Source organism: Flavobacterium sp. DSR3-2, assembly GCF_049896525.1.
Classification (GTDB): Bacteria; Bacteroidota; Bacteroidia; order Flavobacteriales; family Flavobacteriaceae; genus Flavobacterium.
Window position 1 is genome coordinate 1 of the sequence record NZ_JAFCUM010000023.1, and the last position, 14,350, is coordinate 14,350.

Below are 14,350 nucleotides of genomic sequence, written 5' to 3' on the forward strand. Positions count from 1 at the left end.
AATAATACACCGATTGTGTATCTTTGTTCGCTGGTTAAGTGGCTCATTATTTACAACTTTGGTCAGGAGCAAATAAAGAACATTTATTCCATTCGAGAGAGAGGGCTTTTTAAAAGTCCGTTCTTTTGAAAAAATGTCTTTATCTCCCCCCTAAAAGTTGCATTAATTAGTTGAATCTAGTTAATTAAATCAGTAAAAAGTCGCTTGGTACAACTATTTAAAACGTCTGTTTGCGTATTTTAGTACTAATTTTCTAGTTCACGATATAATTTGATTCCCGAGGCTACGGGAAAAATAATTTCAAACTTACGCAGTTTATCGTCAAAAACGACTTACAAACTACCTGTAAGTAAAACTATTATTTTATCAGTTTCTATTGTTTAATTCAAATACATTTAATACTATGGATGCTTGCGTTCCAATATTTATAATAGGGATCCGGATTATTATGTTTTGTAATTTCTATTTGATCAATTTTAGTGGATTTGATCCATACCTTTTTTCAACAACATCATCACTCTGATTGAATTAATCATTTTGGGGTTGTTATCTGTTTTATTTTATTTTTTTAATCAATTATATGATTTTACGGAGTTTGATTTGCTACAAAGTTTAATAAAAAAATAGAATTTTTTTAAGCTGCATCATCCTTAATGATAGACCGCAAAGCCTGATTATAATCAACGATTCACTTTGAATCGTTTTGTTAAAATACTGTTATCGTTATTTTGGGTTACTTTTTTTTAAGCATAAAAAATTCTAGTTGTATGTTAGTCCATTTACTTTTTTTAATTACCGCTTTTTTTTGTTTTTTAACTCTTATTATAATCCTTATTCACTATAGATTTAATAGAACAATAAACTTGTATTTAATCTTTATTTTTATATTGATTTCTATTCGTTTTTTGCTGAATGGGTTTACTTATTTGGGATTATTAAATACTATTGGAGAGTATCATCTTTATTTTAATAAATTTTTAATTGTAATCATTCCAAGTTTTTATTTGTATTTTAAAAATCTGATTACAGATGAGAAAGGGTTTTTTATAAAAAAAGATCTCATTCATTTTGTTTTTCCATTGTTGTTTTCAGGAGTAAATATCTTGATAATCAGTAATACAAAACGTGATTCTGTTTACCATTTTTATCTGTTTTATTCAATTTTAGTGATTTATAGTCTAATTTACTTTTTTTTGGCATTCCAAATTCTAAATAAAAATATTTGGAAAAAAAATGCAGTTTTAATGAATGGCAATAATGATAATCGTCTATTAAAAAACTGGACCCTTTTTCTCTTCAGTATGCAAGTCATTAATACAATCCGACTTTTCATTGCAATTCATATAGAATATTCCCAGAAACATATTCATATTATTGGTGATCACTTTCAATGGCTTACTGCAATAGTCTGGTGTGCGATTTTTTTTAAAATCCTAGTTTCACCAGAAATTCTTTATGGTTTGAGGGTTATTAATACTATAAGTAAAGATGAAAAATTTTTGAATATTGAATTAGACACTTCATGGATAAGGGAACCTAGTTCCAATTTGAATTCAATCCAAGACCGTAAAGTTAAAGTTAAAGTTGACGAAAAATTAGACTGTTATATCGATGAAATTGAAAATTTTTTAAGTGAAGTAAAACTACTTAAAGATTCCAATTTTAAACTCTTCGATTTGGCAAAAAAATTAAAGATTCCCAAAAGTCATCTGGTCTATTTGTTTAAATATCATTCGAAAATTTCTTATTCCGAATTTCAAAATAACATTCGAATTAAGTATTCAATGCGATTAATGGAATCTAATTATTTAGATAAGCATACGTTAGATACTTTGGCAAAAGAAGTTGGATTTACTTCTTACAACCCTTTTCTCATCAACTTTAAAAAAATAGTTAGTATTTCCCCGCAAAAATATATTGAACAGTTAAAACCAAACAAAGATATAATATAGACCAATTTTGACAATTGGTTTTTTTATATTACATTTGGACTATATTATAACAGTAATTATGGCACATGCAAAAATTTTGGTTATTAAGGAGACCGAAAAAGAAATAAAAAATCTGCTGAAACAATCTATTCCATTTATTAGTCAACGTTTGAGGGTTCTGCTGATTTTGAAGCAAAACGAAAAAGGAGGGATTTCTAAACGTGAGGTTGCTAAATTAACGGGGGTTGACCCTAATAGCGTTCAGAACTGGAGAACATTATACCTTAATGCTGGAATTGAGGGTTTGATGAAGCATCAAAAAACAGGTTTTAAGCCATCGGCTTTTAATGCTATTGAACACAATATGTTGGAAGCAAAACTCAACGACCCTCAAAATGGACTTCAAGGCTATGTTGAGCTTAAGGATTGGATTGAAAAAGAATCAAGAAAGACTTTTAATTACAACACCTTGCTTTATTACTGCGTCAGAAATTTTAAATCAAGTGTAAAAGTAGCCCGCAAAAGTCATGTCAAAAAAGACGAAGATCAGGAGATCTCTTTTAAAAAGACTTCGGACGAATCTGTCAAAAAATAGCACTAAATGCAGCGGGTGGTTTTAACTCTGTAAACTTATATTTTCAAGATGAACTGCGAAGCAATCGCGCAAACCAAAGTTAAAATAAAGAATGAGTAATCACGTTTTGGTTTGTTTACTCGAAATGGAAAATCTGTTACTGCTATTAGTGTTAAACCGATTTGTACTTTCCAACAAGTTTTTAAATCAACTTGGCTATCTGGAGCTTTTTCGCCCATAACTGGCGCCCATTTTCAATTAATACTCCCGCATTGCAACGCCGATAATTTTCAAGTTTTTCTAAATAATTTCTCAAAAGAAAATCCGAAAGAACTCAAAATAATGGTGCTGGATATTGGAAGGTTTCATAAGGCTAAAAGATTAATCATTCCTGAAAATATTGTTTTGGTTTTTCTGCCACCATATTCTTTAGAAATTAATCCCGCTGAAAAAATGTGGAGCTGTAACTCCTAATTCTCTGGCCAATTCTGAGATGTTATGTCTCTCATAACTCAATTGAACGGCTTTATCTTTAAAAGCGCGGTCATAAATTTTACGGACTTGTTTCATTATTTAAAATTAAGGTTTTTATTCTTAACTTTTTATGCGGGTAAAGTTAGCATGTCCACCATATAATGCATGCGTTTGGTATAAAATAATATTTAATTCGTATCGTCTTACTATTGTTGTCTTTTTATATTTATCGATTCTTTTTATTTTAAGCTGTAATATTTAAGCTATTTAGTCACTGATTTACGTAAATCTTAACTGATAAATGAACTTTGTAAGATTTTAGACATGTCGGATTAAAGTTTAATAATTATATTCTGTACTATTGCACAACATAATAATAGAGTAGTTTTATTACTTTTTAGTGTTTTTTTTTTGTGTACTGATGCATTATAAAATACTGTATAGCTAAGGAGTGTCATTTAAAAAAAGTAGTTTTTAGCTAAGACTAAATAAAGTTCAGTACTCTGTTCTGATAAAATTTTGCACTAACAAAAAGACAATTATTTTGGGCTTTAAACTAAGTGGTTGGAGCACGTAGTTGGCTTTGGATAAAAAGTTAAATACCAATATTCCGGTTATGCTATTTATTTCTTCCCTCAAAATTAATTTTAAAGACGGTGAGAGGATAATATGAAAGTGAGTATTAAATCAGTTTTTGGGCTTGTAAGCATACAAGTAAAAAAAAAATTAGTTAAGGGAGTTATGACAATATATTTAAAGTATTTCCGTGTCTCTGTTTGTTGAATTTAATTTCGTTCACAAAGCACAGTTTGTTGAGCTATCAATATCAAACAATAGTAAAAATTACTTCTTTTAACTATGCCTTCAAGCCTGCCATTTTTTGCTCAAGAAGGTCCTTTGAGAACGGAGTAAAGTTTTTTATAATAGATGAGGATGAAAGTCCTTTTAAAAATCATCTAGTTTTAGTCGTTAATGGTCAGTTAATTTGCTCTTTTACAGAAAATAACAAGATAAAAAAAACAATATTTTCATACCCTATAAAATGATTATAATAGATAGAAAATCTTACTTAGTACTAACTTTTTTGTTTTTAATTTTGACATTTTCGTGTTATGCTCAAACTTCTTTTCGTTCTGATAAAATAAATACAGGAGATAAAGGTTATATTTATGTTCATGTTAAAACCTTGGATGAATCTTCAAGTTTAGATTTTTCTTTTACAGGAACTAGTGGTATTCCTTCATTTGCACTAAACGATAATCCCGCACAAATTGATATAAAAGATCTGGGGAGTTCACAAAACGGTAGGCTATGGGCTGTGAGTACTTCCGGAGTCCTTTTTTATAGGGATTTAGGGAGCGCAATATGGGGAAAAGTATCAGTCGGCACTGATGTTATCAATGCTGTAGATGGAGGTCCAATGGGTACTTGTTTTTATACGACGGATAGAGGTTTAGTCCGTTCTTTTGATGGTACGACTGTGACACCATTAAGTTCTTTTATTTCAAATCATGATGGGAGCAGTGCATTAGATATTGCCAGTACTTGGAGTGGTGAACCATATATAACGACAGTTAGTGGTAAAATTTTTAAATACAGTGGAATTAGCTCTATTTGGAATCAGGTGGGCGTTAGTGCCACTAATGTTAGAATTGATGGCAATCCATTAACTCACGAGATAATTGTTTCAAGAAAAGATAATACTATTTATTCAATTGCTAGTACAGGGACAGAAAAACCTCTAGGTACACCTCAAAATTCAAAACTTATCTATGACGTGGCAGTTGATGGTGAGGGTGCAATTTTTGTTAATTGTTCCTTAACTGGCAGTACTACAGAAGGATTTGTTCATAAATGGATTTCAGGTAGCTTATGGTCTTCCTCTGAGCAACAATCCAGAAATTTACGCATCGTGACAGGCGGTATTGGTGGTCAATTGTGGTCAATACCTACTCTTGCAACATCTTTACAAAGTAATATTTTCACTCGTTCAAGTAGTGGTAGCAACATATTTTGGATTGACGATGAGCGAGTCCGTTTGTCTCCTTCTAATGGGAATTCCTATATGTTGGCAGTAGCACCAGGAACCTATGCTTTAACAGAAATAATTCCATCTAGTTGGGACTTGCATTCAATTTCAATCTATGATCCAACATCTAATTCTACGAGTTCGATAGGTAATCGTACTGGCACGCTTTCAGTCGAAGCTGGAGAAACAGTTCATGCCGTTTTTCAAAATGGATTAGTCATCCCTTTTGAAATGACAGCAGATTGTTCAGTAGTGTACAGTGAGAATTTTGGGATTGGAAGCCCAACAACGTATGGAGCGGCATTAGTTGGGCAGACTTCTTATCATGCTATAGAAAAATCAGCTAATGTTTCGGAGGGATATTATTCCGTAGTAAGTGAAATTAATTCAGATTGGGATAATTTGGGAATAGCAAATAAGTTATCTGACCATACTTTAAATGATGTAAATGGAAGAATGCTTGCTGTTAATGCCAGTCATGGACAAGATGAATTTTTCAGAAAGCGGTTTACCGGTCTTATTCTTGGAGCAACATATAGTTTTTCAGCATGGATTGCTCCTATCACTTCAATGTCTCCAGTTAATCCGAATGTTAAATTTAATGCAGTCAACTCCTCTAACCAAATTATTTTAAAAGAATTTTCAACAGGTAATATTTCTGCTGCAGGATGGAAAAAGTATGAATTGAAGTTTGTGGCTTCTGAAAATTCTATAGACCTTGTTTTACAAAATAATAATACTGGAGGTGTTGGAAATGATTTGGCGATTGATGATGTAACATTTGAATTGTCCCCTCTTGCTCTACAACTTATTGTAGAGGACCAAAATTCTGTAAAAAAAGGTTCGATTACAGTAAAATCGCCATTGGGAGACAATTATCAATATAGTATTGATGGAATTAATTTTCAAAAACTTCCAACTTTTTCAAATTTGGAACATGGTAATTATACAATTTATAGTCGTTTTTTAAATACTAGTAATTGTGTTACATCTAAAACTGTCACTATTAATTTATTGACTGCCGATCTCGTTATTGAAAAAATTGCCAATTATTATACGCCTTATGTGGGTGAAGAAATTGTTTTTACAATAACGGTACGTAATAGAGGCCCTTATGATGCATCTGAAGTATCTGTAACTGACAACATTCCATCGGGATATAAATTTGTAAGGGCAGTACCCAGTAAAGGAATTTGGACTACTCCAAAATGGGAGGTAGAAGATTTATCTGATGGAGAAAATGCTTCATTATCAATTTATGTTACCGTTAATCCAAGCGGGGATTATAGTAATGTTGCCAGCGTTACAGGAATAGAAATTGATCCTTTTGAAGCTAATAACACTGATACGGCTATAATTGTACCAATTCATGAAATTTTTGCTGAAGCAGATACTAATAGTATTCCAATTAATGGAATTAATGGAGGTGATTCGGGTATTGACGTATTTTTTAATGATACTTTGAATAGGGTTCTATTTTTACCATCGGACGTTTTCTTGACTTCTACTCGTAAAGGACCTTTAACAGTAAATACTGATGGGAGTGTTACGGTGCTTCCCAATACTGCAGCAGGAACGTACACGGTTGATTACACCATTTGTGAAGTTTTGAATCCAAGCAATTGTGCTACGGCCACGGTTACGATTACCGTTATGGCTGCCGAGATAAAAGCATTGGACGACACGAGCAGTACTTTAATAAACGGGAGTACTGGTGGTGATACTGGAATCAATGTGTATTCAAATGATACTTTGAACGGAGTTGCATTAAACCCGTCGGATGTTGTCTTAACTTCAACATCCAAAGGACCTTTAACAGTAAATACTGATGGAAGTGTTACGGTGCTTCCCAATACAGCAGCAGGAACGTACACGGTTGATTACACCATTTGTGAAGTTTTGAATCCAAGCAATTGTGCTACGGCCACGGGTACGATTACCGTTATGGCTGCCGAGATAAAAGCATTGGAAGACATGAGCAGTACTTTAATAAACGGGAGTACTGGTGGTGATACCGGAATCAATGTGTATTCAAATGACACTTTAAACGGAGTTGCATTAAACCCGTCGGATGTTGTCTTAACTTCTACTCGTAAAGGACCTTTAACAGTAAATACTGATGGGAGTGTTACGGTGCTTCCCAATACTGCAGCGGGAACTTACACGGTTGATTACACCATTTGCGAAGTTTTGAATCCAAGCAATTGTGATACGGCCACGGTTACGATTACCGTTATGGCTGCCGAGATAAAAGCATTGGAAGACACGAACAGTACTTTAATTAATGGAAGTATTGGCGGCGATACCGGAATCAATGTGTATTCAAATGACACTTTAAACGGAGTTGCATTAAACCCGTCGGATGTTGTCTTAACTTCAACATCCAAAGGACCTTTAACAGTAAATACTGATGGGAGTGTTACGGTGCTTCCCAATACTGCAGCGGGAACGTACACGGTTGATTACACCATTTGTGAAGTTTTGAATCCAGCTAATTGTGATACGGCCACGGTTACGATTACCGTTATGGCTGCCGAGATAAAAGCATTGGAAGACACGAGCAGTACTTTAATAAACGGGAGTACTGGCGGTGATTCCGGAATCAATGTGTATTCAAATGATACTTTAAACGGAGTTGCATTAAACCCGTCGGATGTTGTCTTAACTTCTACACCCGAAGGACCTTTAACAGTAAATACTGATGGGAGTGTTACGGTACTTCCCAATACAGCAGTAGGAACGTACACGGTTGATTACACCATTTGTGAAGTTTTGAATCCAGCTAATTGTGATGCGGCCACGGTTACGATTACTATAGAAATAGTATCGTTGCCAACCGTAGCTTTAATAAAAACAGCAATTTTCAATGATAGTAATAATGATGGCTTTACTCAAGTTGGAGAGACCATACAGTATAATTTTACTATAATAAATACTGGATTAGTGCCTTTAGTAGATGTTTTTTTAGTAGATGCAATGCCTGCTATAACACTAACAGGAAATCCTATATCACTTTCGCCTGGAGAAAGTGATTCTATATCTTTTACAGCGATCTATACAATTACATCCGAGGATTTAAAAATTGGAAATATTACTAATCAAGCTATAGTGTATGGCACAAGTCCAACAGGAATCATTGTTCAAGATTTGTCGGATCCTGAGGATGTAAATGGCGATGAACCTACTGTAGTAGAAATGTCTATGTGTAGTACGGTACAAGTATTTAATGCTATTACACCTAATAATGATGGTGAAAACGATTTTTTATTTATTAGCGGATTGGATTGTTATACTGATAATAGTGTAGAAATATACAATCGTTGGGGGGTATTGGTTTATTCGTCAGTTGGATATAATAATGGTGACATCGCTTTTAAAGGTTTTTCTGAAGGACGTCTTACTATAAATCCTAATGAGGCACTTCCAATTGGCGTTTACTACTATTTTTTGAAATATAATGATAAAAATGGTTATGGTATGAGCAAAACAGGGTATTTATATTTAAATAAATAATTAAAAAATAAATTTAATATCTATGGAGGTTCTTAAATATGTTAATACATTAAATAGTATGAAAATAAAAAAATTACATTTTGTTTTGTTTTTATCTGGGTTTTTTAGCTATTCTCAGCAAGCAGCCCAGTATACACAATACATGTACAACCCAATGTCTATTAATCCTGCATATGCGGGCTCGAGAGGTGTACTTAGTATTTTTGGATTACATAGAACACAATGGGTAGGTTTGGATGGGGCACCTGAAACAAATTCATTAGCAATAAACACTCCATTAGGTAAACAAATTGGAGGAGGACTATCTTTTTTAACTGATAAAATAGGGCCAATAGTCGAAAGTAGTGTAAGTGCAGATGTGTCGTACACTATTCAAACTTCCGAAAATTATAAGTTATCATTTGGAGTTAAGGGTACTTTAAATTTATTTGATATAGACCCGACTAAATTGAATTCAAAAGATTTTAATGACTTAGTATTGCAAAATATAGAGAATTCTTTATCTTCTAATATTGGTGCGGGACTTTATTATTACTCTGAGAACCTATATTTAGGGGCATCTATACCTAATTTTTTTCAAAATAACAGTTATGATTTTAATTCAATTAAGATTGACAAGGAGTATATGAACTTTTATTTCATAGGAGGTTATGTAGTAGATTTATCATCAAATCTTAAATTTAAGCCTGCATTCATGACTAAAATGATCGATGGTGCACCGCTACAACTAGATGTGTCAGGTAATTTTCTTATTAATGATAAGTTTACAATAGGGGCTGCTTGGCGGTGGAGTGCTGCTGTAAGTGCGATGGCTGGATTTCAAATTTCAAAGGGTATTTATGTAGGTTACGGTTACGATTTAGAAACTACTAAATTGGCAAATTATAATTCGGGCTCACATGAAATATTTTTAAGATTTGAGTTTTTCAAAAATACTGATTATATAGTTTCGCCTAGATTTTTTTAAAATACAACTATGAAAAATAAAATAGTAGGGATTATATTCCTAATCATTTCAATCAATATCTATTCGCAACAGTCAAAAATAGGTAAAGCTGATAGAGAATACGATAAATTTGCCTATGTTGACGCAATTAAAACCTATGAAAGTGTGTTTAATAGTGGTTATAAGTCCATAGATATGTTGCAAAAATTGGCTAATTCCTACTATTTCAAAGCTGATTTACAAAAAGCGGCACAATGGTATTTTGAACTTTTCAAATTAACCAAAGATTTAGAACCCGAATACTATTATAGATACGGGCAATCATTAAAAGGAATAGAGGATTATAAAAGAGCCGATGAAATACTTTCTGTCTTTAATGAAAATAGTGGTAATGAAATAAGAGCTAAATTACTGCTTGCTCAAAAGGCCTACTTATTAGATATAGAGAAAAACTCTGGTAGATACTTAATGCAAAATACAAGCATAAATTCTGAAAAATCAGATTATGGGACAACATTTTATAAAAATAAAATTGTATTTGCTTCAGCGAGAAATTCTAGTGTTTTAGGAAATACAAAACATTCTTGGACAGGTGAAAGTTTCACTAATCTGTATTCTTCTATTTTAGAGTTAGATGGAAACTTTTCCTTTCCAAAGAGGTTTGAAAAAAAACTAAGTACGAAATACAACGAATCGACACCTGTATTTACAAAAGATTGTAAGACAATTTATTTTACACGTAATAATTTTAATAACGGTAGAAAAGGAAAAGATAAAAATAAAATCACTCTTTTAAAATTATATAAGGCCTCTTTAGAAAGAGGGAAATGGAAAAACATAATCGAATTGCCTTTTAATAGTGATCAATATAGTGTGGCTCATCCAGCTTTAAGTCCAGATGAGAAAACATTATACTTTGCCTCTGATATGCCTGGCACAATTGGCAATTCGGATTTATTTAAGGTTTCAATAGAACTAGATGGAACTTATGGAAAGCCAATAAACTTAGGGAACGTAATTAATACGGAAGGAAGAGAAAGTTTTCCATTCATCACGAGTGAAAATGAATTATATTTTTCATCTGATGGTCATCCTGGCCTTGGAGGGCTGGATGTTTTTGTAACTAAGGTCGAAAAAAATCATAGGTTTGATGATATTTTGAATGTTGGAGAGCCTATAAATAGTTCAAAAGATGATTTTGGATTTATAATTAATAATATAGATGAAAAAGGATTTGTTTCTTCAAACCGTGATGGTGGTTTAGGAAACGATGATATATATCAATTTGATGAAATTAAAAAAATAGAATATAATTGTGAGCAATCTCTTTTTGGATTATTAATGGATCACTTTACGGGTGCTCCTCTTGGTAATGCTAAAGTGCTACTTTCAGATATTAGCTTCAACATCGTAGGAGAGGTGGTTACCGATTTAAACGGAAAATTTAGATTCGGAATGTTAGATTGTAACTCACGATATTATATTAAGGCGGAAAAGCGAGATTATGATACGTATGAAATTTCGGCTTTTACGACTAATCAAACAAAAGAAATTTTTTTACCTATAAGACTTGAAAAAACTATACAAAAAATCAAAGAAGGTGATGATTTAGCAAAAGTATTTACTATTAATAAAATCTACTTTGCTTTTGATAAGTACGATATTCGGGCAGATGTAGAAGCAGATTTAGCAATTATCATGAATATCATGAAAGAATATCCAACAATAAAAATTGATGTGCGATCCCACACGGACAGCCGACAGTCTGATAAATATAATAACATATTATCAGAAAAAAGAGCACAATCAACAATAGCTTGGCTGGTTCAACATGAAGTTAATCCTTCACGTCTGACAGGAAAGGGATATGGTGAAATACAGTTAACAAATAAATGTGCTGACAATATTGAATGTACAGAAGAAGAGCATAAAGCGAATAGGCGCAGTGAATTTATTATTACCTCAATTTAAATTGATGAACGGTTTTCTTTTTAGATCAAGAGTTACTATAAAAATCTTATTTTGTTAAATAAAAAAGTTGTTTTATTGCACTGTAATCCGGGAGTCTAGAATAAAAAAATGCCTGATGATTGGACATGCTAACTTACGAACAGCCTAATATATATTAAACTTTGGAGAATAGTTCTGCTGGAATCGGAGTCTGTGAGACAACAAACAATAAATTAAAAAAAAGCATTATTAGGATTTAATAACTGATTTACAGATTTTTATATAATTCTTTAAAATGAACGATGAGGTTTAAGTTTAGTATTGCTTACCCTCGTGCAAAGAATTAATTTAAATAAAAAAAAGCTACAAGAATCTTCTTGTGGCTGTTTTTTTTGAATTCCTATTTGTCTTGATTTAATAATTTTTCAGCAACGTTTATTTACTATCAAAATAAACGTTATTTTGCGTTTTTCGAACTTAATCATTATTACAAATTAATTATATTAGTTGTTTATGCCTTTATCAGAAATGAATATCAAATCAAAAATTGGCTTTTTAAAAAATAAATTTTCAGCAAGAATTCGAAGCTATTTTAGTATTTGCTTCCGATATATGTGAGGTTTCACATGCATTTGTATCTTTTGGTGATGCTAATAGTCAGACTGTTAAAGCTGCTGCTGAGGATGATTTTATAATGTTCTTGGATGATGTGTTGGTTTTGACTGAGGCTGTTATTAAAAATAAAAAAAGGATATCATTCCGGATTTAAACAGAGACCCAAACCATGAGCTGGATAATTCAAACTCAATTGAATGACCTCAGGCATTTTTTTCTGGGTTTCCATTAATCAGTAAAAACAGTGTGATAGGGACTTTCTCTATAATAAATGTAAAACCAGGAGAACTCTCTCCAGAACAAATAAAAGCTTTGATTTTGCAGTGTTTCAAATCCGATCTTTATTAGAGTTGTATGTTCAAAATCATAATATACAAAATAAATTAGAAGAAAAAGAACTTCAATTCCAACAGTTGGAATCGGACTTGCTAATTCAAAAGAAATTTTGTAACTATTCAGCCTGTTCTAAAAAACATAGTTATGAACAATTTTGGCTTTCTGTTTTAAGAAAAACAGCTTTATTGTGAACAATTGTTGATTACTAATTGACAACTATTCGTTTGGTTTTCTTTGCTTTATAGGAGCGTTTGTTTCCTTTGTATCAAACAAATAGAAATTGAACTCCGACAAAAAACGTATTGCTGAATTAGAGGCTAAAGTTATCCGATTAGAATCATTAGTTGAAAAATTACTTGATGAAATCGACGACTTAACGCATCGTAAAAATAGCCGTAATAGTTTAGTTTCACCATCAAAAGATGAACTGCGAAGCACATCACGAAAACCAAAATTAAAATAATCCTTGAGTAAAATAGGCCTTTAAAAACCAAAAGTCTTCGTGCCAATCAAGGCAAAAAAGCAGGTGGACAACCAGGACACGAAGGTAGTCCCTTGGAAATGATTGCAAACCCAGATGTCGTTATTGAACATAAACCAGGATTCTGCAACCATTGTGGCGATGATTTGTCTGATGAACCGGCAACATTTATGCTGCGCAGACAAGTTGTTGATATACCACCGATTATTGCTGAATTCACCAAGCACCGTATATTTAAAAAAGCTTGCGATTGTGGACATCATACCAAAGCTTTATTTCCCAATGGAGTTAACTCGCCTATCAGTTACGGATCTAATTTTCAAGCTACAATTGCTTACCTGCACACTAGACAATACTAGCCTTTTGAGAGAATGAGCGAGTTTTTCAGTGATGTTTGTAATCTAAAAATCTCACAAGGTACTCTTTGTACCTTACTGAAAGGCTTTGCCCAAAAAGCCCAACCTGCCTATGAGTTGATTGCTCAAAAAATAGAAAATGAAAAAGTCGTTGACGGTGATGAAACAGGTGCTAAAGTCAATGGAAAAAAGGGATGGTTCTGGACTTTCTAAAGCCAAGTCGCTTATTATATTGCATTATCAAACAACAGAGGAACTGCTACTATAGATAGAAATTTCCCAAGCGGCTTTATAAACTCCATACTCGTTCACGATTGCTGGCAGAGTTGTTTTCAAATAAAATGTAAAACGCATCAGATATGCATCCCTCACTTACTTCGGAAACTAGTTTTTTTGAAGAAGTTATGAATCGCAATGGGCTATAAACTTCAAGGAATTGCTATACGAAGCAATATAACTTAAGCAGAATTTAACCCCAATTCTATACCTCAATCCAATACTTCAAAGAGACAAAATTATTGAACGAATGTCCGTTTTGCTATTAACTTCTGTTCCCAAAAATAGAAAAGATCTTTGCGCGTTCCATAAGCGGATACGTAAGTACAAGGAATTGTTTTTACTTTTTTATTCCATGACGAAGTCACCCCAGACTACAATGCTTCTGAAAGAGCAATCCGAAATGTGAAAGTGAAGCAAAAGTATCTGGACAATTCAAAACCGAAAACGGAGCGCAATTCCATGTGGTCATTCGTATGGAAACCGACATCTGTTTCAAAAAATGGATGAAATGTTTTAGCCGCTTTTAAAACTATTATGCTGACCCCAAAAATTCGGACAATATATTCCGACTAATTTAGATAGGAATAAAAACCTTAAATTAGCACTAATATGTCAAGAACAAGAAGAACCTTCGGAAAAGACTTCAAAGCCAAATTTGTTTTGGAAGCCTTAAAAGAGAAAGATACCATCGAGGTATTAGCAAAAAAATACGAGTTGCTGCCCAATCAAATTTCAATGTGGAAGGCGGAAGCCATACGGAATCTTTCTGCGGTTTTTTCTGCAGAAAAAACGGTCGTTGCCAAAGATGAAATTCCAACAGAGAAACTCTATGCTCGAATCGGTCAGCTGACTTTGGAGAATGACTT

At 32.8% G+C, this 14,350-nt stretch carries 11 protein-coding genes; 10 read left to right on the top strand and 1 reads right to left on the bottom strand.

Going from position 1 to position 14,350, the window contains the following annotated elements; translation table 11 throughout:
• Positions 1 to 767: 767 nt before the first annotated feature.
• The 3 genes from ACP7AV_RS16855 to ACP7AV_RS16865 all read left to right on the top strand — a co-directional run bounded on the left by ACP7AV_RS16855 (position 768) and on the right by ACP7AV_RS16865 (position 2,979).
• The gene (locus ACP7AV_RS16855; RefSeq protein WP_426092960.1) at positions 768 to 1,952 is read left to right on the top strand and encodes a helix-turn-helix domain-containing protein; all 1,185 of its coding nucleotides are present in this window, start codon (positions 768 to 770) and stop codon (positions 1,950 to 1,952) included.
• 58 nt (positions 1,953 to 2,010) lie between these two features.
• On the top strand, positions 2,011 to 2,526 hold the full coding sequence (locus tag ACP7AV_RS16860) for a helix-turn-helix domain-containing protein (protein ID WP_426092961.1): 516 nt from the start codon (positions 2,011 to 2,013) through the stop codon (positions 2,524 to 2,526).
• Positions 2,527 to 2,637: 111 nt separating this feature from the next.
• Entirely contained in the window at positions 2,638 to 2,979 is a 342-nt protein-coding gene (locus ACP7AV_RS16865) for a transposase (RefSeq protein WP_426092962.1), read from the top strand.
• Here ACP7AV_RS16865 and ACP7AV_RS16870 read toward each other — a convergent pair.
• Positions 2,935 to 3,075, bottom strand: a complete 141-nt coding sequence (locus ACP7AV_RS16870) for a transposase (RefSeq protein ID WP_426092970.1) — start codon at positions 3,073 to 3,075, stop codon at positions 2,935 to 2,937. The genes ACP7AV_RS16865 and ACP7AV_RS16870 overlap by 45 nt on opposite strands.
• Before the next feature lie 946 nt (positions 3,076 to 4,021).
• Here ACP7AV_RS16870 and ACP7AV_RS16875 point away from each other — a divergent pair.
• The 7 genes from ACP7AV_RS16875 to ACP7AV_RS16905 all read left to right on the top strand — a co-directional run.
• The gene (locus tag ACP7AV_RS16875; RefSeq protein WP_426092963.1) at positions 4,022 to 8,521 is read left to right on the top strand and encodes a gliding motility-associated C-terminal domain-containing protein; all 4,500 of its coding nucleotides are present in this window, start codon (positions 4,022 to 4,024) and stop codon (positions 8,519 to 8,521) included.
• A gap of 58 nt (positions 8,522 to 8,579) precedes the next feature.
• Positions 8,580 to 9,488, top strand: coding sequence for a PorP/SprF family type IX secretion system membrane protein (locus tag ACP7AV_RS16880; RefSeq protein WP_426092964.1), 909 nt, complete (start codon positions 8,580 to 8,582; stop codon positions 9,486 to 9,488).
• A 9-nt stretch (positions 9,489 to 9,497) separates the two neighbouring features.
• Positions 9,498 to 11,438, top strand: coding sequence for an OmpA family protein (locus ACP7AV_RS16885; protein ID WP_426092965.1), 1,941 nt, complete (start codon positions 9,498 to 9,500; stop codon positions 11,436 to 11,438).
• A gap of 1,210 nt (positions 11,439 to 12,648) precedes the next feature.
• Positions 12,649 to 12,831 (top strand): hypothetical protein, encoded by a 183-nt coding sequence (locus ACP7AV_RS16890; protein ID WP_426092966.1) that lies wholly within the window; start codon positions 12,649 to 12,651, stop codon positions 12,829 to 12,831.
• Positions 12,832 to 12,929: 98 nt separating this feature from the next.
• Positions 12,930 to 13,208, top strand: a complete 279-nt coding sequence (locus tag ACP7AV_RS16895) for an IS66 family transposase zinc-finger binding domain-containing protein (protein ID WP_426092967.1) — start codon at positions 12,930 to 12,932, stop codon at positions 13,206 to 13,208.
• 12 nt (positions 13,209 to 13,220) lie between these two features.
• Positions 13,221 to 13,418: an IS66 family transposase gene (locus ACP7AV_RS16900; protein ID WP_426092968.1), complete on the top strand. Its 198-nt coding sequence runs from the start codon at positions 13,221 to 13,223 to the stop codon at positions 13,416 to 13,418.
• Positions 13,419 to 14,093: 675 nt separating this feature from the next.
• A partial coding sequence (locus ACP7AV_RS16905) for a transposase (RefSeq protein ID WP_426092969.1) occupies positions 14,094 to 14,350 on the top strand: 257 nt, incomplete at its 3' end.

Excerpts from the sequence above, each read along its gene's own strand:
- ACP7AV_RS16875 (WP_426092963.1), top strand. The coding sequence starts at position 4,022 with ATGATTATAATAGATAGAAAATCTTACTTAGTACTAACTTTTTTGTTT.
- ACP7AV_RS16900 (WP_426092968.1), top strand. The coding sequence starts at position 13,221 with ATGAGCGAGTTTTTCAGTGATGTTTGTAATCTAAAAATCTCACAAGGT.
- ACP7AV_RS16880 (WP_426092964.1), top strand. The coding sequence starts at position 8,580 with ATGAAAATAAAAAAATTACATTTTGTTTTGTTTTTATCTGGGTTTTTT.
- ACP7AV_RS16855 (WP_426092960.1), top strand. The coding sequence starts at position 768 with ATGTTAGTCCATTTACTTTTTTTAATTACCGCTTTTTTTTGTTTTTTA.
- ACP7AV_RS16885 (WP_426092965.1), top strand. The coding sequence starts at position 9,498 with ATGAAAAATAAAATAGTAGGGATTATATTCCTAATCATTTCAATCAAT.
- ACP7AV_RS16895 (WP_426092967.1), top strand. The coding sequence starts at position 12,930 with ATGATTGCAAACCCAGATGTCGTTATTGAACATAAACCAGGATTCTGC.
- ACP7AV_RS16870 (WP_426092970.1), bottom strand. The coding sequence starts at position 3,075 with ATGAAACAAGTCCGTAAAATTTATGACCGCGCTTTTAAAGATAAAGCC.
- ACP7AV_RS16860 (WP_426092961.1), top strand. The coding sequence starts at position 2,011 with ATGGCACATGCAAAAATTTTGGTTATTAAGGAGACCGAAAAAGAAATA.